20 protein-coding genes and 1 pseudogene are annotated in these 23,685 nt (G+C 64.5%); 19 read left to right on the top strand and 2 right to left on the bottom strand.

Annotated elements, in window-relative coordinates:
• Nucleotides 1-93 precede the first annotated feature (93 nt).
• Nucleotides 94-870 carry a 3'-5' exonuclease gene (locus PNO31109_RS18690; protein WP_150556952.1) on the top strand — a complete coding sequence of 259 codons (777 nt, stop codon included), beginning with the start codon at nt 94-96 and terminating at the stop codon, nt 868-870.
• Between the two features lie 100 nt (nt 871-970).
• Nucleotides 971-2,365: pseudogene (rlmD, locus tag PNO31109_RS18685) on the top strand (23S rRNA (uracil(1939)-C(5))-methyltransferase RlmD); the annotation flags it as partial.
• A 350-nt stretch (nt 2,366-2,715) separates the two neighbouring features.
• On the opposite strand, the gene PNO31109_RS18680 reads toward rlmD, so the two are convergent.
• On the bottom strand, nt 2,716-3,417 hold the full coding sequence (locus tag PNO31109_RS18680; RefSeq protein ID WP_150556951.1) for a Bax inhibitor-1/YccA family protein: 702 nt from the start codon (nt 3,415-3,417) through the stop codon (nt 2,716-2,718).
• A 403-nt stretch (nt 3,418-3,820) separates the two neighbouring features.
• On the opposite strand from PNO31109_RS18680, the gene ndk reads away from it, so the two are divergent.
• The 17 genes from ndk to PNO31109_RS18595 all read left to right on the top strand — a co-directional run bounded on the left by ndk (nt 3,821) and on the right by PNO31109_RS18595 (nt 21,269).
• Nucleotides 3,821-4,246: a nucleoside-diphosphate kinase gene (gene ndk, locus PNO31109_RS18675; protein WP_023596525.1), complete on the top strand. Its 426-nt coding sequence runs from the start codon at nt 3,821-3,823 to the stop codon at nt 4,244-4,246.
• Between the two features lie 59 nt (nt 4,247-4,305).
• Nucleotides 4,306-5,427: a dual-specificity RNA methyltransferase RlmN gene (gene rlmN / locus PNO31109_RS18670; protein ID WP_150556950.1), complete on the top strand. Its 1,122-nt coding sequence runs from the start codon at nt 4,306-4,308 to the stop codon at nt 5,425-5,427.
• Between the two features lie 261 nt (nt 5,428-5,688).
• Nucleotides 5,689-6,747: a helix-turn-helix domain-containing protein gene (locus tag PNO31109_RS18665; RefSeq protein ID WP_150556949.1), complete on the top strand. Its 1,059-nt coding sequence runs from the start codon at nt 5,689-5,691 to the stop codon at nt 6,745-6,747.
• An 18-nt stretch (nt 6,748-6,765) separates the two neighbouring features.
• The gene (gene ispG, locus PNO31109_RS18660) at nt 6,766-8,046 is read left to right on the top strand and encodes a flavodoxin-dependent (E)-4-hydroxy-3-methylbut-2-enyl-diphosphate synthase (RefSeq protein ID WP_150556948.1); all 1,281 of its coding nucleotides are present in this window, start codon (nt 6,766-6,768) and stop codon (nt 8,044-8,046) included.
• A gap of 34 nt (nt 8,047-8,080) precedes the next feature.
• Nucleotides 8,081-9,469, top strand: coding sequence for a histidine--tRNA ligase (gene hisS / locus PNO31109_RS18655; RefSeq protein ID WP_150556947.1), 1,389 nt, complete (start codon nt 8,081-8,083; stop codon nt 9,467-9,469).
• Between the two features lie 32 nt (nt 9,470-9,501).
• Nucleotides 9,502-10,131, top strand: a complete 630-nt coding sequence (locus tag PNO31109_RS18650; RefSeq protein ID WP_150556946.1) for a YfgM family protein — start codon at nt 9,502-9,504, stop codon at nt 10,129-10,131.
• 98 nt (nt 10,132-10,229) lie between these two features.
• Nucleotides 10,230-11,402, top strand: a complete 1,173-nt coding sequence (gene bamB, locus PNO31109_RS18645) for an outer membrane protein assembly factor BamB (protein ID WP_174966468.1) — start codon at nt 10,230-10,232, stop codon at nt 11,400-11,402.
• A 77-nt stretch (nt 11,403-11,479) separates the two neighbouring features.
• The gene (der, locus tag PNO31109_RS18640; RefSeq protein ID WP_150556944.1) at nt 11,480-12,817 is read left to right on the top strand and encodes a ribosome biogenesis GTPase Der; all 1,338 of its coding nucleotides are present in this window, start codon (nt 11,480-11,482) and stop codon (nt 12,815-12,817) included.
• A gap of 125 nt (nt 12,818-12,942) precedes the next feature.
• Nucleotides 12,943-13,179: an RNA chaperone Hfq gene (hfq, locus tag PNO31109_RS18635; protein WP_010807283.1), complete on the top strand. Its 237-nt coding sequence runs from the start codon at nt 12,943-12,945 to the stop codon at nt 13,177-13,179.
• A 100-nt stretch (nt 13,180-13,279) separates the two neighbouring features.
• Nucleotides 13,280-14,446: a GTPase HflX gene (gene hflX, locus PNO31109_RS18630; protein WP_150556943.1), complete on the top strand. Its 1,167-nt coding sequence runs from the start codon at nt 13,280-13,282 to the stop codon at nt 14,444-14,446.
• Nucleotides 14,447-14,667: 221 nt separating this feature from the next.
• Entirely contained in the window at nt 14,668-16,020 is a 1,353-nt protein-coding gene (gene hflK, locus PNO31109_RS18625; RefSeq protein ID WP_150556942.1) for an FtsH protease activity modulator HflK, read from the top strand.
• Nucleotides 16,021-16,032: 12 nt separating this feature from the next.
• Nucleotides 16,033-16,932: a protease modulator HflC gene (hflC, locus tag PNO31109_RS18620; protein WP_150556941.1), complete on the top strand. Its 900-nt coding sequence runs from the start codon at nt 16,033-16,035 to the stop codon at nt 16,930-16,932.
• A gap of 72 nt (nt 16,933-17,004) precedes the next feature.
• Entirely contained in the window at nt 17,005-17,196 is a 192-nt protein-coding gene (locus PNO31109_RS18615; RefSeq protein WP_174966463.1) for a DUF2065 domain-containing protein, read from the top strand.
• 37 nt (nt 17,197-17,233) lie between these two features.
• Complete coding sequence (locus PNO31109_RS18610; protein WP_150556940.1) at nt 17,234-18,394, top strand: ATP phosphoribosyltransferase regulatory subunit; 1,161 nt, start codon at nt 17,234-17,236, stop codon at nt 18,392-18,394.
• 74 nt (nt 18,395-18,468) lie between these two features.
• Entirely contained in the window at nt 18,469-19,809 is a 1,341-nt protein-coding gene (locus PNO31109_RS18605) for an adenylosuccinate synthase (protein ID WP_150556939.1), read from the top strand.
• Nucleotides 19,810-19,836: 27 nt separating this feature from the next.
• Nucleotides 19,837-20,373 carry a phosphoribosyltransferase gene (locus PNO31109_RS18600; RefSeq protein WP_150556938.1) on the top strand — a complete coding sequence of 179 codons (537 nt, stop codon included), beginning with the start codon at nt 19,837-19,839 and terminating at the stop codon, nt 20,371-20,373.
• Between the two features lie 275 nt (nt 20,374-20,648).
• On the top strand, nt 20,649-21,269 hold the full coding sequence (locus tag PNO31109_RS18595; protein WP_174966462.1) for a DUF4189 domain-containing protein: 621 nt from the start codon (nt 20,649-20,651) through the stop codon (nt 21,267-21,269).
• A gap of 274 nt (nt 21,270-21,543) precedes the next feature.
• Here PNO31109_RS18595 and PNO31109_RS18590 read toward each other — a convergent pair whose 3' ends face one another.
• A complete protein-coding gene (locus PNO31109_RS18590) occupies nt 21,544-23,622 on the bottom strand; it encodes a M3 family metallopeptidase (RefSeq protein WP_150556936.1) in 2,079 nt (692 codons plus the stop codon).
• Nucleotides 23,623-23,685 lie beyond the last annotated feature (63 nt).

Genomic DNA, 23,685 nt, shown 5'->3' with positions numbered 1-23,685 from the left:
GCGTCGACGGCGATTGCCTCGGGCGTTTCCCGACTTCACCGTGCCACGCGCATCCCGGGCGGCGCACGGTTGACCTTTTCCCAGAGTTTTCACATGCCATCTCCCGTACTCGTCTTCGATATTGAAACGATTCCCGACGTCGACGGCTTGCGTCGCCTCGAGCCGGCCTACACCGGGCTGTCCGACGACGCCGTCGCCGAGGCGGCATTCGCCGCGCGTCGCGAAAAGGTGGGGCACGACTTCCTGCCGTTGCATCTGCAGCGCGTGGCGGCGATCTCGTGCGTCTTTCGCGATCGCGACGGCTTTCGCGTGAAGTCGCTCGGCTCGCTCGAGGACGGCGAGGCGGCGCTGGTCTCGGGCTTCTATCGGACGATCGAGAAGTACGCCCCGCAGCTCGTGTCGTGGAACGGCGGGGGCTTCGATCTGCCGGTGCTGCACTATCGCGCCATGATCCATGGCATTGCCGCGCCGCGTTATTGGGACATGGGCGAAGACGATCGCGAGTTCAAGTGGAACAATTACATCAGCCGCTACCATCAGCGCCATCTCGACCTGATGGACCTGCTGGCGATGTACCAGGCGCGCGCGAACGCACCGCTCGACGATCTGGCCAAACTCTGCGGTTTCCCGGGCAAGCTGGGCATGGACGGCAGCAAGGTGTGGGAGGCGTATCGCGCAGGCAAGCTCGACGAGATTCGCAATTACTGCGAGACGGACGTCGTGAACACCTATCTGGTGTACTGCCGCTACCAGTTGATGCGCGGCGGTTTGCGCCAGGCGGAGTACGAGCAGGAAATCGACTTCGTCAAACGATCGCTCGCCCAGGAATCCGCGCCGCACTGGAAGGAATATCTCGACGCCTGGGGCTGAAACCCGGCGCGCCGGCGGTGAATCTCGGGCAGCGGTGTACATGAGCGGCGTGCGAATCGATTAAAATGCCGGGTTTGCTGTCGCACATGAGAACGAATACGTGACCCGCTCCTCCCGAAACTCGCGCGGCCGGCCCGGTGCCGAGCCCGGCATCATCGATATCGAATCGCTCGACATGGAAGCGCGCGGCGTCGGCCGCACCGCGCCCGAGGGCGAGCCGGGCACGCCGGAGTACAAGCCCGGCAAAGTGATCTTCGTCGAAGGCGCGCTGCCGGGCGAACGCGTCACTTACCTGAGCTATCGCCGCAAGCCCAAGTTTGAACAGGCCGAAGCCATTGACGTGCTGCGCGCCAGCCCCATGCGCGCCAGGCCGCAATGCCCGCATTTCGGCAAATGCGGCGGCTGCTCGATGCAGCATCTGGAGCCGCGTGCGCAGATTGCCATCAAGCAGCGTGTGCTCGAGGACAACCTCGCCCGTCTGGGCAAGGTGAAGGCCGAAGCGATGCTGCGCCCGATCCAGGGTCCGGACTGGGGTTACCGTTTTCGCGCGCGTCTGACGGTGCGCTATGTGCCGAAGAAGGGAGGCGTGCTCATCGGTTTTCATGAGCGCAAGAGCAGCTACGTCGCGGACATGGACTCGTGCGAAGTGCTGCCACGCCATGTCTCGGACATGCTCGTGCCGCTGCGCCGGCTGGTCGAGTCGCTGTCGATCCGCGAGCGACTGCCGCAGATCGAGCTCGCAATCGGCGCGGATGTGACCGCGCTCGTGCTGCGCATTCTCGAGCCGCTCACGCCCGCGGACGAAGACATCCTGCGCGCGTTCGCGCACGCCCATCGCGTCCAGTTCTGGCTGCAGCCGAAGGGCCCGGACACGGCCGTTCCGTTCTACCCCCTCGAGCCCGAGTTGCACTACACGCTGCCGGAATATCAGATCCGGATGCCGTTCAAGCCGACGGACTTCACGCAGGTCAACCACCAGATCAATCGCGTGCTCGTGCATCGGGCGCTACGGCTGCTCGAACCGAAGTCGAACGAGCGCGTGCTCGATCTGTTCTGCGGTCTGGGTAACTTCACGTTGCCGCTCGCCCGTCGTGCGGGCACGGTCATGGGCATCGAAGGCAGCACGGCGCTAACCGAGCGGGCGCTGGCCAACGCACAGCGCAACGGCGTGGCCGATCGCACCGAGTTCGCCTGCCGCAACCTGTTCGATATCACCCCGGACGATATCCGCGCGCTCGGCGCCTTCGACCGTTACCTGATCGACCCGCCGCGAGAGGGGGCGCTGGCCGTCTCCAAGGCGTTGGCGGTGCTCGCGCAGCAGGGCTACGAAGGATTGCCCAAGCGCATCGTGTATGTGTCCTGCAGTCCGGCAACGCTTGCGCGCGACGCGGGTCTGCTCGTACATGAAGCCGGCTACCGTCTGACGCTCGCGGGCGTTGTCAACATGTTCCCGCACACGTCGCACGTGGAATCGATGGCCGTGTTCGAGCACGAGAGTATTGGCAAGCCATGGGTGCCGCGCATGCGCGTGTCGGCAGCCGACGATTCGACGGGCGCTGTGACGGGCGAAGCGGCCACTCCGGATGAGGGCGTCGAGGCGATTGGCGGCGCGGCAGGCGGTGCTGGCGTGATTCACGAGCACGACGAGGACGAGGGCGGAATGAGGGCGGAATGAGCGCGGAATGAGGGCGGAATGAGGGCGGAATGAGGGCGCGCTGGGGGCGCGCCGGCGCGAGCGTGAGCGACCGCCCAACAAAAAAGCCAGTCCCTCGGGACTGGCTTTCTCGTCTCGGCACCGGTGCGGGGCATGCCCGCGCCGGCCGCCAAAGATGTTAATTGAAGATGTTAATTGCGGTTGCCGCCCAGCACGCCGAGGATGGCAAGCAGGTTGGTGAAGATGTTGTACAGGTCGAGGTAGATTGCCAGCGTGGCCGTGACATAGTTCGTCTCGCCGCCGTTTACCACGCGCTGCACGTCGAACAGGATGTAGGCCGAGAAGATGGCGATGGCCAGGACCGACACGGTGAGCATGAGCGCCGGCAACTGCAGCCAGATGTTGGCGATCGAGGCGAGCAGGATGACGAGCACGCCCATGAACAGCCACTTGCCCAGGCCGCTGAAGTCGCGCTTGCTGAGCGTGGCAACCGACGCCATCACGCCGAAGATCACCGCTGTGCCGCCGAAGGCGAGCATGATGAGCGACGCGCCGTTCGAGAAGCCGAGCACGAAGCTCAGCAAGCGCGTGAGCATCAGGCCCATGAAGAACGTGAAGCCGAGCAATAGCGCCACGCCGACGCCGCTGTTCTTGAAGCGCTCGATGGCAAACATAAAACCGAACGCGATCGCGAGGAACGCGATCACGCTGACCATCGGGCTGCCCGCGAAGAGCGCGAAGCCATAAGTCACGCCCAGCCAGGCCCCGGCGATCGTCGGCAACATCGACAGGGCAAGCAGCCAGTACGTATTGCGCAGCACCTTGTTGCGAACCTGAACGGTCGTGATGCCGCCGGCGCCGCTGTAGCCGAAACGTTGGAAATCCTGGTTCATATATTGAGTTCTCCGTGGTCGTTGCACCGCCGGCGGGACCGGCTGGCGCCATTTGACGCATACGATGCCGGCGTATGCCGGCAAATCCCCCGCAGCCGTTCGTCTGGCTTGCCGCTCAAGTTGAAGCTTACTCCGGGACGTCCGGAAAATCGCCTGGACGTTTCCGAAAATATTTGGGCGAAAAACCCCAATTTCAATCCACGGGTGCGCCGGGCGACCCTTCCATCATGGGAGGGCATCGAAATCGTCGCCTTGCATCAACTTGCCGAAAAGCCGGATCGCCCGGCCGTCCTGCGTTTGAGCGGTGTGCGTACTCTAGGTTCCGTCCCCATCATAACAGGCTTCGTGCTACAATTACGGGTTCATGTTGGTTATATAACTGCTTAATTTTTTGGAGTTTTTCATGGCAGTCGAACGCACTTTGTCGATTATCAAGCCCGATGCCGTTGCCAAGAACGTGATCGGCCAGATCTACAGCCGTTTCGAAGGCGCTGGCCTGAAGATCGCCGCTGCCAAGCTGGTGCACCTGTCGCGCGCTGAAGCCGAACAGTTCTACGCCGTGCACAAGGAGCGCCCGTTCTTCAAGGATCTGGTCGACTTCATGGTGTCGGGCCCGGTCATGATCCAGGTTCTCGAAGGTGAAAACGCCATCGCGAAGAATCGCGAACTGATGGGCGCCACCGATCCGAAGAAGGCGGAAAAGGGCACGATCCGCGCCGACTTCGCCGACAGCATCGACGCGAACGCCGTGCACGGCTCGGACGCCGCCGAAACGGCCGCCGTGGAAGTGGCTTTCTTCTTCCCGGGCATGAACGTCTACGCGCGCTAAGCCGCGTCAGTCGCTCGATAGCAGGAAGATACCGAAGGGATGTTTGACGGACTACGGCCATGACCAACCTTACGAATCTGCTTGATTACGATCCGGACGGTCTGGCCGCCTATTGCGGCACGCTCGGCGAGAAGCCGTTCCGCGCCCGCCAGCTCCAGCGATGGATCCACCAGATGGGCGCCGCCGATTTCGACGGCATGACCGATCTGGCCAAGTCGCTGCGCGAGAAGCTGCACACGCGTGCGACGATCGCCGCGCCGGCGGTCATCACCGACCACTTGTCGGCCGATGGCACGCGCAAATGGCTGCTCGACGTGGGCAATGGCAATGCGGTGGAGACCGTCTACATCCCGGAGGAGACGCGTGGCACGCTGTGCGTTTCATCGCAGGCGGGCTGCGCCGTCAACTGCCGGTTCTGCTCGACCGGCAAGCAGGGTTTCTCGCGAAATCTGTCGCTCGGCGAAATCATCGGCCAGTTGTGGATGGCCGAGTTCGCGTTGCGCCGCGACCTGGGGCGCGAGGGCAAGAACGAGCGCGTCATCACCAACGTGGTGATGATGGGCATGGGCGAGCCGCTGCTCAATTTCGACAACGTCGTGGGCGCCATGCGCCTGATGCTCGACGATAACGCCTACGGGCTGTCGCGTCGCCGCGTCACGCTGTCGACCTCGGGCGTGGTGCCGATGATGGACCGCCTGGGCAAGGAGCTGCCCGTGGCGCTGGCCGTCTCGCTGCACGCGCCGAACGACGCCCTGCGCGACGTGCTCGTGCCGCTCAACAAGAAATATCCGCTGCGCGAACTGATGGGCGCGTGCGAGCGCTACCTCGAAGTGGCGCCGCGCGACTTCATCACGTTCGAGTACTGCATGCTCGACGGTGTGAACGACACCGAAGCGCATGCGCGCGAGCTCGTTGCCCTCACGCGGGACGTGCCGTGCAAGTTCAATCTGATTCCGTTCAATCCGTTTCCCGAGTCCGGCCTGCTGCGCTCGAAGGACCCGCAGATCAAGCGATTTGCGCAAATCCTGCTCGACGCCGGCCTCGTCACGACCGTGCGCAAGACGCGCGGCGATGACATCGACGCCGCATGCGGTCAGCTCGCCGGCGAAGTGCAAGACCGCACGCGGCTTGCGCAGCGAGGAAAATTCGGGAAAATCGCGGTCGAGGTGCGTACCGTATGAGGTTGCGCATGGGCGGGCTTGGACCGTGGCGAGGGCCGTCGGCCCAGCGCGCGCCGTGCCGCCCGTCGGATCAGTCTCGCACTACAGCATTCCTTGCGCGGGGCGCGTTTCGCGTCTCGCGCGATTCCGTCAGTTCCTCGCCGAACCGTCCGATGCGCCGCGCAGATCTTCACGCCGAGTGCACGGTCGGTGACGTAGCGGGACTGTCGTCAGCATATCCTCAGCCGCTGCGGGCGGCTGCTTACGAACGGGGGCGTATCGATGGATAACCAGAATCAGGCGGATGCAGGCGGACAGGCCGAGGCTCAGGGCCAAGGTCAGTCGCAGGGACCGGCCGCCGGATTGGCAGAGCTGGGAGCGCCGGTGGGGGCGCAACTGGCGGCATTGCGCGAAAAGCGCGGCATGTCGATCGAAGACGTGTCGGCGCGCCTCAAGGTGTCGGTGCAGAAACTCCAGCGTCTCGAAGCCGGCGAGTGGGATGCCTTGCCGGGAATTCCGTTCATCCAGGGGGTGGTGCGCAGCTATGCGCGCATGCTCGGTGGCGACCCCGAGCCGATGATCGAGCCGCTGCGCCGTTACGGCCGCACGCCGCCGATCGAGATCCCGCAGCCGCAGTCGGGGCAGCCGAGCATTCCGAAGAGCCCCGTGCGCTTTCGCTCGCCGGTGGCTGCATCGCAGGCCAAGTGGCCGTGGGCGCTCGCGGCGCTGGTGGTCATTGCGGGCGCCGCCTGGTACTTCGGCAACAATCACAAGGCCGGACGCGGTGCGACCGAGCCGGCCGATCTCGCAAGCGCCGCATCGACGCAGGGCGCGACGGATGCCGCCGAGCCGGCGAGCCAGCCGGTCGTCGCCGATGCGAACGGTACGCCGCCGGGCGCAGACGGCGCGGCCAACGCCAACGCCGCGGACAACGCTGCGAACAACGCGTCGGCGAGCGCTGCGGCGCCCTCCGGCCCGGGGCTGATTGCCGCCGCCGATCCGACACACGTCGTGGCGGGGCTCGCAAGTGCGGCTACGGCGGCGTCCATGCCGGCATCGGCGCCGGCGGCCGCGTCGGCTGCCGTGGCGGGAACGCCGGGCAATGGCAAGATTGCATTGCGCCTGAAGGCAGACAGCTGGATCGAAGTGCGTTCGAAGAGCGGCAAGGTGCTCTTCTCCCAGCTCATGCGTGCAGGTGCCGAACAGGAAATTACGGGCGATGCGCCGCTCAGGATCGTCGTGGGTAACGTCGCGGGCGTCGAGTCGCTGGAATTCAACGGTCAACCGGTCGAGATCAAGTCCCGCAACGCGGGCAACGTGGCGCGTCTGACGCTCCAGTAAGACCGAAAGAGGGTAAACATGGCTTCTGTAGAATGCATGCCGATCATTGGCGGTCCGGCGCCGCGCCGTCAGTCGCGCAAGGTCGCGATTCGCTGGGGCGGCCAGCTCGTGACGGTCGGCGGCGACTCGCCGATTCGCGTGCAATCGATGACCAACACCGACACGGCAGACGCGATCGGCACGGCCATTCAGGTCAAGGAACTGGCGCAGGCCGGCTCGGAACTCGTGCGCATCACGGTGAACACGCCGGAAGCCGCCGCGGCGGTGCCGGCGATTCGCGACCAGCTCGACCGCATGGGCGTAATGGTGCCGCTCGTCGGCGACTTCCATTACAACGGCCACAAGCTGCTGGCCGACTTCCCGGCGTGCGCCGAGGCGTTGTCGAAGTACCGCATCAACCCGGGTAACGTCGGGCAGGGCGCCAAGCGCGACACGCAGTTCGCCCAGATGATCGAGATGGCGATCAAGTACGACAAGCCGGTGCGCATCGGTGTGAACTGGGGCAGCCTGGACCAGTCGCTGCTCGCGCGCATCATGGACGAGAACGCCGCGCGCGCGACCCCGTGGGAAGCCCAGAGCGTGATGTACGAAGCGCTCATCACGTCGGCGCTCGAATCGGCGGCGCTCGCGCAGCGCGTGGGGCTGTCGGCCGACAAGATTCTGCTCTCGTGCAAGGTGAGCGCGGTGCAGGACCTGATCGCGGTCTATCGCGAACTGGCCAGGCGTTGCGACTACGCGCTGCACCTGGGCCTGACCGAAGCGGGGATGGGGTCCAAGGGCATCGTGGCGTCGACGGCGGCACTGGCGGTGCTGCTCCAGGAAGGCATTGGCGACACCATTCGCATCTCGCTCACGCCCGAGCCGGGCGGTGCGCGCACGGGCGAGGTCGTGGTGGCCCAGGAGATCCTGCAGACGATGGGCCTGCGCGCCTTCGCCCCGATGGTCATCGCCTGCCCGGGCTGCGGCCGCACCACGAGCACGGTGTTCCAGGAACTGGCGTCGAGCATTCAGACTTATCTGCGTGAACAAATGCCGGTGTGGAAGGCTCAATATCCGGGCGTCGAGAACATGCACGTCGCCGTGATGGGCTGCATCGTGAACGGTCCGGGGGAATCGAAGCACGCGAACATCGGCATCAGCCTGCCGGGCTCGGGCGAATCGCCGGCGGCGCCGGTGTTCGTCGATGGCGAGAAGGTGCGCACGCTGCGCGGCGAGCACATCGCCGAAGAATTCCAGCAGATCGTCGACGAATACGTGAAGACGCGCTACGGGCAGGCCGCAGGGGCGGCTGCCGCGTGAGTCGGCGGGGTAAGCTGGCACGACACAAGAGAATATGACTGAAGCGAAGAAGAAGCGCCCCGCCAAGCTGGCCGGGGTCAAAGGCATGAACGACATCCTCCCGCAGGACGAAGCCCTGTGGGAGTTTTTCGAAGAATCGGTGCGCGCCATGCTGCGCGCATATGGCTACCAGCAGATCCGCACGCCGATTCTCGAGCACACGCAGCTCTTTACGCGCGGTATCGGCGAAGTGACCGACATCGTCGAGAAGGAGATGTACAGCTTCACCGACTCGCTCAACGGCGAGCAACTGACGATGCGCCCCGAGAACACGGCGGCCGTCGTGCGCGCGACGCTCGAGCACAATCTGCTCTACAGCGGCCCGAAGCGCCTGTGGTATTTCGGCCCGATGTTCCGCCACGAGAAGCCGCAGCGCGGCCGTTATCGCCAGTTCCACCAGGTCGGCGTGGAAGCGCTCGGTCTGGCCGGCCCGGACGCCGACGTCGAGATCATCCTGATGTGCCAGCGCCTGTGGGACGACCTCGGGCTCACGGGCATTCATCTGCAACTCAACTCGCTGGGGCAGAGCGACGAGCGCGCACGTCACCGTGCCGATCTGATCGCCTACCTCGAGAAGCATGCCGATCTGCTCGATGAGGACGGCAAGCGCCGTCTCTACACGAACCCGCTGCGCGTGCTCGACACGAAGAACCCGGCGATGCAGGCGATGGTCGAAGGCGCACCGAAGCTCATCGACTATCTCGGCGAGGCGTCGCTCAAGCACTTCGAGGGCGTGCAGTCGCTGCTCAAGGCGAACAACATTCCGTTCACGATCAACCCGCGTCTGGTGCGCGGCCTCGACTACTACAACCTGACGGTGTTCGAGTGGGTGACGGACAAGCTCGGCGCGCAGGGCACGGTCGCCGGCGGTGGTCGCTACGATCCGCTGATCGAGCAACTGGGCGGCGACGCCACGCCGGCGTGCGGCTGGGCGATGGGCGTCGAGCGCATTCTCGAGCTGCTGCGCGAGGACGATCTGGCGCCGCAGGCCGAAGGGGCGGACGTCTACGTCGTGCATCAGGGCGAGAGTGCCGTGGCGCCCGCGCTGGTCGCGGCCGAACGCATGCGTGATGCGGGCCTGAACGTGGTGTTTCACTGCAGCCCCGACGGCAAGAGCAGCAGCTTCAAGTCGCAGATGAAGCGGGCCGACGCCAGTGGCGCGAACTTCGCCGTGATCATCGGCGAGAACGAGGTCGCTTCGGGCGCCGCCGTGGTCAAGCATCTGCGTGCGGCCGATCAGACGAACAACCAGACGAGCGTGGCGTTCGACGCGCTCGCCGAACATCTGATCGACGCCATCGTGGCGAGCGCCGACGAAAGTGTGAACGAAAGCGTGAGCGAAAGCCCGGCCGACGGCGGCGCGGGCAACGAAACCCTTCATTAATCCACGACGCCAGACACGGAGAACCCCGGCGAATGAGCAGCTATCACGAGGAACAGGAACAGATCGAGAACGTAAAGGCCTGGTGGAAGCAGTACGGCAATTACGTTATCTGGACGCTGGTCGTCATCATGCTGGCCTATGGCGGCTGGAATCTGTGGCGCTACTACGACCGCAAGCAGACGGTCGAGGCGGGCGTGCTCTACGGCGAGCTCGAGAACGCCATCGACGCGAAGGACAAGGCGAAGGTGGCGCGTATCGCGTCGGACATGGAGAGCAAGTACAACGGCACGCCGTATGCGCAGATGACGGCACTGCTCGCCGCGAAGTCGCTCGCCGACGCCGGCGACGTCGCGGGCGCCAAGGCGCAGCTGCAGTGGGCCGTATCGAATGCGAAGGACGACGAGTACAGGCAGCTCGCCAAGCTGCGTCTGGCCGGTGTGCTGCTCGACGAGAAGGCGTTCGACGAAGCGCTCAAGCTGCTCGACAATCCGCCGGCGGCATACGCGGGCCTGTTTGCCGACCGCCGCGGCGACGTGCTCGTCGCGCAGAGCAAGGTGGCCGACGCTCGCGCCGCGTACAAGCTGGCGCTCGAGAAGCTCGACAAGCAGGATGCGGGCATGCGCCAGTTCGTGCAGTTCAAGCTCGACGCGCTGGGGGCCTGAGGCGCGTCGGCATTCCGTTGGCAAGTATTACCCTCCCATAACGCATAACCGGGTACATGATGATCCTTAACGACTTCCGTCGATCGATGCCGCAAACGATGGCCACGTCACAGGCCGAGCCGCCGGTCCCCGCGCGCCGCGGCATTTTCGGTGCCGTGCTGACGCTGGCGGTGCTGGGCACGCTGGGTGGCTGCGGGCTCTTCGGCAGCAAGCCGGCCCACGAGCCCACGCCCCTCACGGAGATCAAGCAGGCGCTGACCGTGAAGCAGGCCTGGACGGCGAGCGTCGGCAAGGCGGGTGCATACAGCTTTGCGCCGGTTGCCGTGGGCGACGCCGTCTTTGCGGCGGGTGCCAACGGCAGCATCGTTCGCGTGGACGCCGCCACGGGCGCGACGACATGGTCGGCGAAGGCGGATACGAGCATCACCGCCGGTCCCGGCAGCGATGGCGAGACGACCGTCGTTGCCACGCACAAGGGCGACGTGATCGCGTTCGATCACGACGGCAAGCAGGCCTGGAAGGCCAACGCAGGCAGCGAAGTGCTCACCGCGCCGCTGGTGGGCCGCGGTCTGGTCGTGGTGCGCGCCATCAACAACCGCGTGACGGCGTTCGACGCGGGCACCGGTTCGGTGCGCTGGTCGTACTCGCAGCCGGTCTCGACGCTCACGCTGCGCACCGGCACCGGCATGACGTTCGTGGGCGACCGCGCGGTGGTCACCGGCTTTCCGGGCGGCAAGCTCGTCGCGCTCGACGCCAACACAGGCAACCCGCTGTGGATCACGCCGCTGTCCTACCCGAAGGGCGTGACAGAAGTCGAACGCGTGAACGACGTGACGGGCTCGCCTGTCGTCTTCGGCCGTCAGATTTGCGGTGCGAGCTTCCAGGGCCGCGTGGGCTGCGTGGACGCGCAGACCGGCAACGGTTTGTGGGCGCGCGACTTCTCGTCGCCGAACGGCGTGTCGCAGGACGAGCGCGTGGTGGCGGCGGTCAATACCGACGGCGCCGTGTACGCCTTTAGCGCTGCCGATGGCAGTACACTGTGGCAGAACGACAAGCTCAAGTACCGCGACCTGTCGGCGCCGCTGGCGCTGGGCCGTGTCGTGGTGGTGGGCGACAAGCAGGGCTATCTGCATTTCCTGTCGCGCGACAACGGCGATTTTCTCGCCCGCGTCAAGCTCAGCGGTGCCATCAGCGCGCAGCCGGTATTGGCCGGCCAGACGCTGGTCGTACAGACGCGCGACGGCAACATCTACGGCTTCCGTCCGGAGTAACCGGCAACCGGCAGCACCCGGGCAACTCCGGGAACGGCCGGCAGCGCGCCGGCCGTCTTCGTTTTTAGGGCTTATTCATGAAACCCGTGATCGCGCTCGTAGGGCGCCCCAACGTCGGCAAATCGACGCTATTCAACCGTTTGACCCGCTCGCGCGACGCGCTCGTCGCCGACATGCCCGGGCTCACGCGCGACCGTCACTACGGCGAGGGGCGCGTTGGCGAGCACCCGTATCTGGTGATCGATACCGGCGGCTTCGAACCCGTGGCCAAGGACGGCATCTTCCACGAGATGGCCAAGCAGACGCGCCAGGCCGTGGTCGAGGCCGACGTCGTCATCTATATCGTCGACGGACGCCAGGGGCTCACGCCGCAGGACCAGATCATCGCGGAGTATCTGCGCAAGACCGGCCGCAAGATCATGCTCGTGGTCAACAAGGCTGAGGGCATGAAATACACCGCGGTCGCCAACGATTTCTACGAGCTGGGGCTCGGCGATCCGCTGGCCATCTCGGCCGCGCACGGCGACGGCGTCAAGGAGGTGATCGACGAGGCGATTGCGCCGTTCTACGCCGATCAGGACGAAAACGAGGACGACGAGCAGAACGACGGCCGCGTGAAAATTGCCATCGTGGGCCGCCCGAACGTCGGCAAATCGACGCTCGTCAACACGCTGCTCGGCGAGGAGCGCGTGATCGCGTTCGACATGCCCGGCACCACGCGCGACTCGATTCATATCGATTTCGAGCGCCAGGGCCGCCATTACACGCTCATCGATACGGCTGGACTGCGCCGCCGCGGTAAGGTGTTCGAAGCGATCGAGAAGTTCTCGGTCGTGAAGACCCTGCAATCGATCGCCGACGCGAACGTCGTCATCCTGATGCTCGATGCGCGCCAGGACATCTCCGATCAGGACGCCCACATTGCGGGCTTCATCGTCGAGTCGGGCCGTGCGCTGGTCGTCGGCGTGAACAAATGGGACGGTCTGGACGAATACACGCGCGATCAGACCAAGCAGGAACTCGAGCGAAAGCTCAAATTCCTGAGTTTTGCGAACTTCCACTTCATTTCGGCGGCCCGGGCCACGGGCATCGGCGCGCTGATGCGCTCGGTGGACGAGGCGTATGCAGCGGCCATGAGCAAACTGCCCACGCCCAAGCTCACGCGCGCGCTCAACGAGGCCGTGGAGCACCAGCAGCCGCGCCGTTCCGGATTTTCGCGCCCGAAACTGCGCTACGCGCACCAAGGTGGGTCGAATCCGCCGATCATCGTCATTCACGGGAATAATCTCGATGGCGTGACGGACAGCTATCGCCGCTATCTCGAGAACCGTTTCCGCGAAACTTTTAAGTTGAAGGGCACTCCATTACGCATAGAGTTCCGCAACAGCGCGAACCCTTACGCCAAGGGCGAGTAACGCCAGTCCCGGGCGGGGTTTTGCTGGCGAGCCTAGCAAAATCAGCTATAGTGTGGGAGTCAGGGCGGGAAGCGCGCACACGCCCTGGCGTACGGTCATCTGCTAAAAATACAATGGAGTAACTTATGAGCAACAAAGGGCAACTTCTACAAGACCCGTTTCTGAACGCCTTGCGTAAGGAGCATGTTCCCGTCTCGATCTATCTGGTCAACGGTATCAAGCTGCAGGGGAACATCGAGTCCTTCGACCAATATGTCGTCCTGCTGCGCAACACGGTCACGCAAATGGTCTACAAGCATGCCATTTCGACGGTCGTGCCTGCGCGTCCGGTGAATTTCCATCCGGAAGCCGAGCAGTCCTGATTCAGGCTCGCCCGACCGGGAGTTTCCTCCGGCCGGGCGAATTTCTCTTCCCCATCGCCCGCTCTTGTCCAACAGTCCCAATACCCATCCCCAGCGTAGCTTGACCACCAACGCCGCGCTCGTCGGCATCGATTTCGGCAAACTCGACTTCGACGCCAGTCTGCAAGAACTCGATCTTTTGACGCAATCCGCAGGCGCCGAGCCTGTCGTGACCATTACCGGTCGCCGACACAGCCCGGACGCGAAGCTGTTCATCGGCAGCGGCAAGGCCGAGGAGCTGCGCGAGGCCATCGCCGAGTACGACGTCGAGCTGGTCATCTTCAATCACGCCCTGACGCCCGGGCAGCAGCGCAATCTCGAACACCTGCTGCAGCGCCGTGTCGTCGACCGCACGAGCCTGATCCTCGATATCTTCGCCCAGCGCGCGAAGAGCCACGAAGGCAAGCTGCAGGTCGAACTGGCGCAACTGCAGTACCTGTCCACGCGCCTGGTGCGCGCCTGGACCCACCTGGAGCGTCAGAAGGGCGGTATCGGCCTGCGCGGGCCGGGCGAGACGCAGCTCGAAACGGACCGGCGTCTGCTGGGCGAGCGCGTGAAGTCGCTGCAGGCACGTCTGGCCAAGCTGCGCCGTCAGCACGACACGCAGCGCCGCGCGCGTCAGCGCAGCGGCACCATGTCGATTTCGCTCGTCGGCTATACGAACGCAGGCAAATCCACGTTGTTCAACGCGATGACGAAGGCCAACGCCTATGCGGCGGACCAGCTCTTCGCCACGCTCGACACGACCTCGCGTCGCGTTTATCTGGGCGAGGCGGGGAACATCGTGCTGTCCGACACTGTCGGATTCATCCGCGAGTTGCCGCACCAACTGGTGGCGGCGTTCCGGGCAACCCTGGAAGAGACGGTGCACGCCGACATGCTGCTGCATGTGGTGGACGCCTCGAGTCAGGTGCGCCAGGAGCAGATGGCCGAGGTCAACGCCGTGCTGGCGGAGATCGATGCGGCGGACATCCCGCAGATCCTCGTCTGGAACAAGATCGACGCGGTGCCGGAGCTGGCCGCTCAAGGGCCGAGAATCGAGCGGGACGAAGCCGGGCGTATCACGCGAGTCTTCCTGAGCGCACGCACGGGACAAGGGCTGGACCTGCTGCGCGAGGCCATCAGCGAGGCGGTTGTCGCCGGCACTGCTGGGTTACAATCGCAGCACGAAGCGCCCGATGTCCGGCTCATCGACCGTTTGGACGACGAGCCGCGCGCAGAAGACTGATAACACGAGACGTCGCACCGTGAGAGGCAGGCTGCCACGGGGAATACCGGCAGCACGGCCCGACGCGGGTGACGAACTGGCAAGAGACTAGACGGAGGCCGGGCAAGGCCGCCGATCGGCACACCAGATTCGGGAACCACGCGCGAACCGGCAGCATGCGCGCTCCGAAGCAGCGCGCCGGTCGCACCGCCAAGACCGCTTCAGTCACCACGCTTCTACCTATGCTTCCAAGAGCTTTGATGCGACGAGTTGGCTTGATCTTCTCCCTGAACGACCCGCGCTGGGGGCGGGACGGCGGCGGCGATACGCCGTCCGGTAATCAGGAGCCGAACCGCCCCGATCGTGCGAACAACCCGAATTCGCAGGATCCGAAGGAGCCGCAGCGCGGGCCGCAGGGCCCGCAGCAGGACGGCCCGCCTGACCTCGATGAACTCTGGCGCGATTTCAACCGGCGGCTGAACCGCATCTTCGGCCGCAAGAACGGCGGGGGCGGCAACGGCGGCTCGGGCAATCTTCCCGGCAGTTCGCGCGGCTCGGGCATTGGCGTAGGCGTGGTCATCGCGCTCGCGTTTCTGATCTGGCTCGCGACCGGCGTTTTCATCGTGCAGGAAGGCCAGGTCGGGGTCGTCACCCAATTCGGCAAGTACAAGTACACGACGACCTCGGGCATCCAGTGGCGTCTGCCGTATCCCTTCCAGTCGGTCGAAATCGTCAACATGTCGCAGATCCGGTCGGTCGAAATCGGCCGCTCGAACACGATTCGCGACACCGACCTGAAGGACTCGTCGATGCTCACCGGCGACGAGAACATCATCGACGTGCGCTTTGCAGTGCAATACCGCATCAAGGACGCGACCGAGTTCCTGTTCAACAACGTGGATGCCGAGTCGTCGGTCAATCTGGCCGCGCAGACGGCGGTGCGCGAAATCGTCGGCAAGAGCAAGATGGACTTCGTGCTCTACGCCGGCCGCGAGGAAATCGCCAACGAACTGGTCACGTCGATTCAGCGCATTCTCGACAGCTACAAGACCGGCATTCTGGTCACCAGCGTGACGATGCAGAGCGTGCAGCCGCCCGAGCAGGTGCAGGCGGCGTTCGACGACGCCGTGAAGGCGGGGCAGGATCTGGAGCGCGCGAAGAACGAGGCGCAGGCGTATGCCAACGACGTGATTCCTCGCGCCAAGGGTACGGCGTCGCGTCTGACGGAAGAGGCGGCCGCCTACAAGGCGCGCGTCGTGTCGCAGGCGCAGGGTGACGCCGATCGCTTCAAGTCGGTGCAGGAAGCCTACGCCAAGGCGCCGGGCGTGATCCGCGAGCGCATGTATCTCGACACGATGCAGCAAATCTACTCGCGCACCACGAAGATCATGGTGGACTCGAAGAACAACAGCCTGTTGTACCTGCCGTTGGACAAGATCATGGAGCGCTCGCGCACGGACGCGTCGGGCCCGGCCCCCGCTTCCGGCGCGGGCACGGGGCCGGCCGCCGGTGCGCCGGCGGCTGATGACAACAACGATGTCGACCATGATCGATCGCGCGCGGCACTGCGCAACCGCGACCGCGATTCACGCTAAGGGGATAAGCGCATGAACCGTATTGGAACCGTTATCGTCGCGCTGATCGTACTGTTGATCGTGCTCGCCTCGACCATGTTCGTGGTGGATCAGCGTCGTTATGCCGTGGTGTTTTCGCTCGGCGAGATCAAGGACGTCTACAGCCAGCCCGGCCTCAAGTTCAAGCTGCCGCCGCCGCTCCAGACCGTGCTGTATCTGGACAAGCGCATCATGACCATCGACAACCCGGAGCCGGAGCGCTTCATCACGGCCGAGAAGAAGAACCTGATCGTCGACTCCTACGTGAAGTGGCGCATCGTCGACCCGCGCAAGTTCTACGTGAGTTTCAAGGGCGACAATCGCCTGGCGCAGGATCGCCTGACGCAGCAGATTCGCTCGGCCCTGCAGGAAGCCTTCACCAAGCGAACGGTGACCGAAGTGGTCTCGTCGCAGCGCGAGCAGGTGATGCAGTGGGTCAAGCAGAAGGTCGGCGACGATGCGGCGCAGGTCGGCATCCAGATCGTCGACGTGCGCATGCGCCGCGTGGACCTGGCCGCGGGCATCAGCGATTCGGTGTATAGCCGGATGGCGGCCGAGCGCAAGCGCGTGGCCAACGAACTGCGCTCGACCGGTGCTGCCGAGGCCGAACAGATTCGCGCCGATGCCGACCGTCAGCGTGACGTGGTGGTGGCCGAGGCATACGCCAAGGCGCAACAGGTCAAGGGCGAGGGCGATGCCGCCGCGGCCAGCATCTATGCGCAGGCCTTCGGACGCGATCCGCAGTTCGCCCAGTTCTATCAAAGCCTGGAAGCGTACAAGGCCACCTTCCGCGACAAAAAGGACGTGATCATCGCCGATCCGAACAGCGACTTCTTCCGTTTCATGCGGGGATCGGGCGGCGCTGGCGCATCGACCGGAAAAGCGGGAAAATAACGCCTTTGACACCCGAGTAGCAGCCACCGCCCGCGTCAATCGCGGGCGGTGGCATTTTGGCCGAGTCTCCCTGTGACCAGCAGCACGATAATTCTCGCTTTGGCCCTCATGCTGATCGTCGAGGGAATGTTTCCGTTTGTCGCGCCGGACCGGTGGCGGCAAAGTTTTCGTAAAATAACGGAAATGCCATCCGGCCAGATCCGTTTCTTCGGCCTGGCCGCCGTCGCGCTGGGGCTGATGCTCATGCTGCTGGCCGATCACTAAAGGCGCTCGCTCGCGCCGCCTGAATACCGAAATACCCATGCCGAACTGGCTACTCCCCGAAAATATCGCCGACGTGCTGCCGTCCGAGGCGCGCAAGATCGAAGATCTGCGCCGGCTCATGCTTGACCGTTTCCGCACCTATGGCTACGAACTGGTCATGCCGCCGATGCTCGAGTACGTCGAGTCGCTGCTCACCGGCACCGGGCATGACCTCGACCTGCGCACGTTCAAGCTGGTCGACCAGCTCTCCGGCCGCACGATGGGGCTGCGCGCGGACATCACGCCCCAGATCGCCCGCATCGACGCCCACTTGCTCAATCGCAAGGGCGTGACGCGTCTGTGCTATGCGGGCAGCGTGCTCTTTACCCGGCCGCGCAACCTGCTGGCCACGCGCGAGCCGTTTCAGATCGGGGCGGAAATCTTCGGTCACAGCGGTCTGGAAGCGGATCTCGAAATCCAGGAATTGCTGCTGTTTTGCCTGCAACTGGCCGGGCTCAAGCAGATTCGTATCGATTTGTGCCACGCGGGCGTGCTCGAAGCGCTGATCGAGGGCGTGCCGGCGGCCGAAGCCATCGAAAGCCAGTTGTTCGGCGCGCTCGCCACCAAGGACGTGCCGCAACTCGAAGCGCTGACGCAGAACCTGCCGGTGCACCTGCGCGAGGCGCTGCTGACCTTGACCACGTTGTATGGTGAGCCGTCGGAGACGCTCGAGCGGGCTCGCAAGGCGCTGCCGGACTTGCCTGGCGTGACGGCGGCGCTTGACGATCTGGCTTACCTGGCCGCGTCGCAGGGCAAGGACGGTCCGGCCGTCCTGTCGATCGACCTGGCCGATTTGCGCGGTTACCAGTACCACAGCGGGGTGATGTTCGCGGCGTATGTCGACGGCATTCCCAACGCGATCGCTCGCGGCGGGCGTTACGACAAGGTGGGGCAGGCGTTCGGGCGTGACCGACCGGCGACCGGTTTTTCGCTCGATTTGCGCGAATTGGCGGCGATTTCGCCGGTGGAAGCCCGCAGTACCGCGATTCTTGCCCCGGCGGACGATGTGCCGGGCCTGCGCGCCAAGATCGACAGCCTGCGTGATGCGGGCGAGGTCGTCATCCGCATGCTGCCCGGTCACGATCAGGATTTCGAGGAGTTCACCGGAGATCGGGTGCTCGTCGAGAAAGATGGCCAGTGGGTGGTGACACCCTGGTGACTCCCGCTGAAAAAAGCGGCACTGGCGCACGCCAACACGGGTAGAATACGTTTTTAACCAAACCAACTATTGTTATGTCCGGCAATGCTTTGAATCAGGGACGCAACGTCGTCGTTATCGGAACCCAATGGGGCGACGAAGGCAAGGGTAAGGTCGTCGATTGGCTGACCGATCACGCGCAAGGCGTGGTGCGTTTCCAGGGGGGGCACAATGCCGGGCATACGCTCATCATCGGGGGCAAGAAGACGATTCTGCGCCTGATCCCGTCGGGCATCATGCACGATGGCGTCACCTGCTACATCGGCAACGGCGTGGTGCTCTCGCCCGAGGCGCTGTTCAAGGAAATCGAAGAACTCGAAAGCGCCGGTCTGAACGTCTGCGGCCGCCTGCGCATCTCCGAAGCCTGTACGTTGATCCTTCCGTATCACGTTGCCATCGACCAGGCGCGCGAAGCGCGTCGCGGCGCGGGCAAGATCGGCACGACCGGTCGCGGCATCGGGCCGGCGTATGAGGACAAGGTCGGCCGTCGCGCACTGCGCGTGCAGGACCTGTTCGATCCGGAAGCGTTCGCTGCGCGCCTGCGTGAGAACCTCGACTATCACAACTTCGTCCTCACCCAGTATCTGGGCGCCGAGGCCGTGGACTTCCAGAAGACGCTGGACACGATGCTGAGCTACGCCGATCGTCTGCGTCCGATGATCACCGACGTGTCGCAAGCGCTGTACGCCGCCAACCGGGAAGGGCAGAAGCTGCTGTTCGAAGGCGCGCAGGGCACGCTGCTCGACATCGATCACGGTACGTATCCGTTCGTGACCAGCAGCAATTGCGTGGCAGGCGCCGCCTCGGCGGGCGCGGGCGTGGGGCCGCAACAACTGCACTACGTGCTGGGCATCACGAAGGCGTATTGCACGCGCGTGGGCGCGGGTCCCTTCCCGAGCGAGCTGTACGACGCCGACAATCCCGCGCGTCAGGAGCCGATCGGCCTGCAACTGGCAACCGTCGGCAAGGAATTCGGCTCGGTGACGGGGCGTCCGCGCCGCACGGGCTGGATGGATGCCGCAGCGCTCAAGCGTTCGATCCAGATCAACGGCGTGACGGGGCTGTGCATGACGAAACTCGACGTGCTCGACGGCCTCGAGACCGTGCGCCTGTGCGTGGGCTACAAGATCGACGGCAAGTCGGTCGACATCCTGCCGCGCGGCGCCGTGGACGTGGCGCGCTGCGAGCCGATCTACGAAGATTTCCCGGGCTGGTCGCAGAGCACGTTCGGCGTGAAGTCGTGGGATCAATTGCCGGTTCAGGCGCAGAACTACCTCAAACGTATTGAAGAGGTGAGCGGTATTCCGATCGACATGGTGTCGACCGGTCCGGATCGTGAGGAGACGATTCTCCTGCGTCATCCGTTCAAGAACTGAATTTCCGTAGGACTGGCAAGGCACACCATGAATCTGCCCCAAAACGACGATAAGAACCTCTGGGTCTCGTGGGAAGACTACCATCGGCTGATCGAGCGTCTGGCGCTCAAGGTCTACGAGTCCAACTGGAAGTTCGACAAGATCCTGTGTCTGGCCCGTGGCGGTTTGCGCGTGGGCGACCAGCTCGCTCGCATCTACGACGTGCCGCTCGCCATTCTGGCGACGAGTTCGTATCGGGAAGCCGAAGGTACCATTCGCGGTGATCTCGACATTGCCCAGTACATCACCATCACGCGCGGCGAGTTGGAAGGCCGCGTGCTGTTGGTGGACGATCTGGTCGACTCGGGTGTGACGCTCGAGCGTGTGGGCCAGCACCTGAAGGAGCGTTTCCCGAAGGTTTCGGACGTGCGCTCGGCCGTGCTGTGGCACAAGGCCTGCTCGAAGGTGGCGCCGGATTACGCGGTGGAGTTCCTGCCGACGAACCCGTGGATTCATCAGCCGTTCGAAGAGTACGACACGCTGCGTCCGCATAATCTGGCGGCGTGGATCAAACGCGGGACCTGAGCCGAGACAAGGTGGCGACGGCCGGTGAGGTCGAGCGGCACGGAACGACCGATATGCCTCGGCAAACAGGCGGTGACATCGAAAGATGCACCGCCTGTTTCGCTTTCGGGTGCGCCGTCTTTGCCGGGTCTCAGAGTGGACGCTTCCGCCGGAAAACCGGGGACTTCAGGACATAAGGCGGGCAAGTTACCCTTTGCTCCGGGCTTGATCGGGCGCGCGGATATGGTCTGATGCGGATCTGTCCTCATTTCTGCTGCCCTCGCGGCCTCGATCCGATGACACGCTTGCGCCCGCTCCCGATGATCTGTGCCGGTCTGATGATGCTGACCTGCGCACCGGCCGACGCCGCCTCCGCCGTAGCCGGCGTGCGCTCGGCGGGCGGCGTTCGACTCGTCTATGTGACGAACCAGACGTCGATGGCCAAGGCAAAGCTGGCCGTGCTGGAGCGCTGCCGAAGCCGGCTCGGTGCCGGCAGCCGGGGAGGGCGATGCGAAGTGATGATGGCGGGCAATGGTCCGGCCTACTGGGCGGTCGTACACGCGAGCAATGGCGAGGTCGGCATTGCGCTCGGTGAGACGCAGGAAGCGGCATTGCAGGATGCGTTCGCCGTCTGCCAGCGCGGCGGGCAGTGTACGACCGACGGCGCCCAACGGTGGTTCGACGAGGGGCAGCGCCCCGGAAAGCGTCTGCCCCCGACGCCAGCAGGCCTGCCTGCGCAGGTCCAGTGCCGGATTCCAACGGGGCAAGTCGTTCGCATGCAGACGCGCTGCGTGAACGGTGAATGCACCCGGACGTATGAGAACGGCTGTACGATCCGCTTTCAGGCCGCGCGCTGCCTTGATCGGGAAACGAACACCTACGTGTGGCGGCCCAACGGCTGCGACGACGATCGCTGACCGCCTGGTTCAGCGCCACGGCGCGTCGCTCCTTCGCCTATGGCGGTGAGGAAACGGCATGCCGGCGAGACATCGGTGAACTATCCAGCGCCACTCGCTGCGTCATCGTTCGTGCACGCGAGCGCCAAACGCCCGGGTGCCCGAACGCTGAAAAGGCCAAACGCCCGGCCCAGAGCCGCAAAGCCGCAAAGCCCCAGAGCCCCAAAGCCTCAAAGCCTCAAAGCCTCAAAGCCGGGACGCCCGGTTGCCAGAAGTTCAGGGCGCCGAGACGCCGTTAGTTGGCCGACATCCCGCTGTGGCGCAGTAGCGCGTCCACCTGCGGTGCACGGCCCCGGAAGGCGATGAACGATTCCATCGCTTCACGGCTTCCCCCGACGGCGAGAATTTCATCTCGATAGCGCGCACCGGTCGCTGTATCGAGCACCGAGCCGCTCACCTTGGCCGCTTCCTCGAAGGCCGCATACACGTCCGCCGACAGTACCTCGGCCCACTTGTAGCTGTAATACCCCGCGGCGTAGCCCCCGGCAAAGATATGGCTGAACGTGTTCGGCCAGCGCGAGAATTCGGCCTGCGGCGTGACGTGCAGCCGGTCATTGATGCGACGCGAAAGCGCCAGCACCGACTCCTTGCCGCGCGGATCGAAATCGTAGTGCAGATGCATGTCGAAGTCGGAGAACACCAACTGGCGCAGCATCATCAGCCCGCTCTGGAAGTTGCGCGCGGCGACCATCTTGTCGAATAGTGCGCGCGGCAGCGGCGCACCGGTGTCGACATGGGCCGTCATGTGTTCGAGCACATCCCATTCCCAGCAGAAGTTCTCCATGAACTGCGACGGCAGTTCGACCGCGTCCCATTCCACGCCGTTGATGCCTGCCACCCCTGCGTCTTCCACTTGCGTGAGCATGTGGTGCAGGCCATGGCCGAACTCATGGAACAGGGTGATGACGTCGTCGTGCGGCAGTAGCGCGGGTTTGCCGCCCACCGGGGCCGGGAAGTTGCAGACGAGATAGGCCACCGGAGTTTGCAGCTTGCCGTCGTGCAGGCGTTTGCGCGTGCGCGCGCTGTCCATCCAGGCGCCGCCGCGCTTGCCTTCGCGGGCAAAGAGGTCCATGTAGAACTGGGCGATCAGTTCGCCATCGCGTTCGATGCGATAGAAGCGCACGTCCGGATGCCACGTCTCGGCATCCTGCGGGCGGATCGTCACGTCGAACAGCGTGCCGGCCACGCGGAACAGACCCTCGAGTACCTTGGGCAGCGGGAAGTATTGGCGGACTTCGGTCTCCGAGAACGCATAGCGCTGCTGGCGCAGTTTTTCCGATGCGTAAGCGGTGTCCCACGGTTCCAGCTTGTCGATGCCAAGCGACTTCGCCGCGAAGGCCTGCAACTCGGCCCAATCCTTTTCGGCGTAGGGGCGTGCGCGACGCGCGAGATCTTCGAGGAACTCGAGCACCTGGGCCGGCGACTCGGCCATCTTCGGTTCGAGCGAGACTTCGGCGTAGTTCTTGAATCCGAGCATCTGCGCCTCTTCGCGGCGCAGTGCGAGTTGCTCGACGATGATGTCGGTGTTGTCCCAATCCGCTTCGCCGTTGCCGAACTCCGGCCCGAGTTCGGACGCGCGTGTCACATTCGCGCGATAGAGCGTCTCGCGCAACGCGCGGTTGTCGGCGTACTGCAGTACCGGGAAATACGACGGGAAGTGCAGCGTGAATTTCCAGCCTTCCACGCCATCGCGTTCTGCCGCTGCGCGGGCGGCGGCTTTGTCGTCCTCGGGCAGGCCGGCGATTTCTTTTTCGTCGGAGATCACCAGCGAGAACCTGTTGGTCGCGTCTAGCACATGGTCGGAGAAGTTCTTGGCCAGGCGCGCCTGTTCTTCCTGAATCTCTGCGAAGCGCGGTTTCTTATCCTCCGGCAGTTCGGCGCCGCCCAGGCGGAAGCCGCGCATCTCGTTTTCGAGGATCTTCTTGCGCGCGGGGGAGAGCCCCGCGAATTCGGGGCCGGCAGCGATGGCCTTGTACTTTTCGAACAGTGCCAGGTTCTGGCCGACGCTCGCCGAAAACTCCGTCACGCGAGGCAGATTCTCGCTGTAAGCCGCGCGCAATTCGGGCGTGTCGGCCACGGCATTCAGGTGACCGACGATTTCCCAGGCGCGGCCCAGACCCTCGGTGCCGTCTTCGACCGCGTCCAGAATATTGGCCCAGGTCGCCGGCGTCGCGGGATCGGCCGCGCGATCGACCGCTGCGCGCGCACGCTCGAGCAGCACGTCCACGGCGGGCGTCACGTGTTCGGGGCGGATGTCGGCAAAGCGGGGAAGACCTTCGGTATCGAGCAGAGGATTGGTTTGCGGCGTATTCATGCGTTCGTTGTCCACTGAAAGGGCTTACGAAGAGTGTGGGGGCAAGCTGTGGATTTTTCCAGT

The organism is Pandoraea nosoerga, assembly GCF_902459585.1.
Classification (GTDB): Bacteria; Pseudomonadota; Gammaproteobacteria; order Burkholderiales; family Burkholderiaceae; genus Pandoraea; species Pandoraea nosoerga.
Note: the sequence above shows the minus strand (reverse complement) of the source record. Positions and strands in the feature narration are given on the sequence as shown.

Excerpts from the sequence above, each read along its gene's own strand:
- PNO31109_RS18680 (WP_150556951.1), bottom strand. The coding sequence starts at position 3,417 with ATGAACCAGGATTTCCAACGTTTCGGCTACAGCGGCGCCGGCGGCATC.
- PNO31109_RS18600 (WP_150556938.1), top strand. The coding sequence starts at position 19,837 with ATGAATCTGCCCCAAAACGACGATAAGAACCTCTGGGTCTCGTGGGAA.
- PNO31109_RS18610 (WP_150556940.1), top strand. The coding sequence starts at position 17,234 with ATGCCGAACTGGCTACTCCCCGAAAATATCGCCGACGTGCTGCCGTCC.
- rlmN (WP_150556950.1), top strand. The coding sequence starts at position 4,306 with ATGACCAACCTTACGAATCTGCTTGATTACGATCCGGACGGTCTGGCC.
- ispG (WP_150556948.1), top strand. The coding sequence starts at position 6,766 with ATGGCTTCTGTAGAATGCATGCCGATCATTGGCGGTCCGGCGCCGCGC.
- PNO31109_RS18665 (WP_150556949.1), top strand. The coding sequence starts at position 5,689 with ATGGATAACCAGAATCAGGCGGATGCAGGCGGACAGGCCGAGGCTCAG.
- der (WP_150556944.1), top strand. The coding sequence starts at position 11,480 with ATGAAACCCGTGATCGCGCTCGTAGGGCGCCCCAACGTCGGCAAATCG.
- ndk (WP_023596525.1), top strand. The coding sequence starts at position 3,821 with ATGGCAGTCGAACGCACTTTGTCGATTATCAAGCCCGATGCCGTTGCC.
- PNO31109_RS18595 (WP_174966462.1), top strand. The coding sequence starts at position 20,649 with ATGACACGCTTGCGCCCGCTCCCGATGATCTGTGCCGGTCTGATGATG.
- hisS (WP_150556947.1), top strand. The coding sequence starts at position 8,081 with ATGACTGAAGCGAAGAAGAAGCGCCCCGCCAAGCTGGCCGGGGTCAAA.
- hflC (WP_150556941.1), top strand. The coding sequence starts at position 16,033 with ATGAACCGTATTGGAACCGTTATCGTCGCGCTGATCGTACTGTTGATC.
- hfq (WP_010807283.1), top strand. The coding sequence starts at position 12,943 with ATGAGCAACAAAGGGCAACTTCTACAAGACCCGTTTCTGAACGCCTTG.
- hflK (WP_150556942.1), top strand. The coding sequence starts at position 14,668 with ATGCTTCCAAGAGCTTTGATGCGACGAGTTGGCTTGATCTTCTCCCTG.
- PNO31109_RS18605 (WP_150556939.1), top strand. The coding sequence starts at position 18,469 with ATGTCCGGCAATGCTTTGAATCAGGGACGCAACGTCGTCGTTATCGGA.
- PNO31109_RS18690 (WP_150556952.1), top strand. The coding sequence starts at position 94 with ATGCCATCTCCCGTACTCGTCTTCGATATTGAAACGATTCCCGACGTC.
- PNO31109_RS18650 (WP_150556946.1), top strand. The coding sequence starts at position 9,502 with ATGAGCAGCTATCACGAGGAACAGGAACAGATCGAGAACGTAAAGGCC.
- bamB (WP_174966468.1), top strand. The coding sequence starts at position 10,230 with ATGGCCACGTCACAGGCCGAGCCGCCGGTCCCCGCGCGCCGCGGCATT.
- PNO31109_RS18590 (WP_150556936.1), bottom strand. The coding sequence starts at position 23,622 with ATGAATACGCCGCAAACCAATCCTCTGCTCGATACCGAAGGTCTTCCC.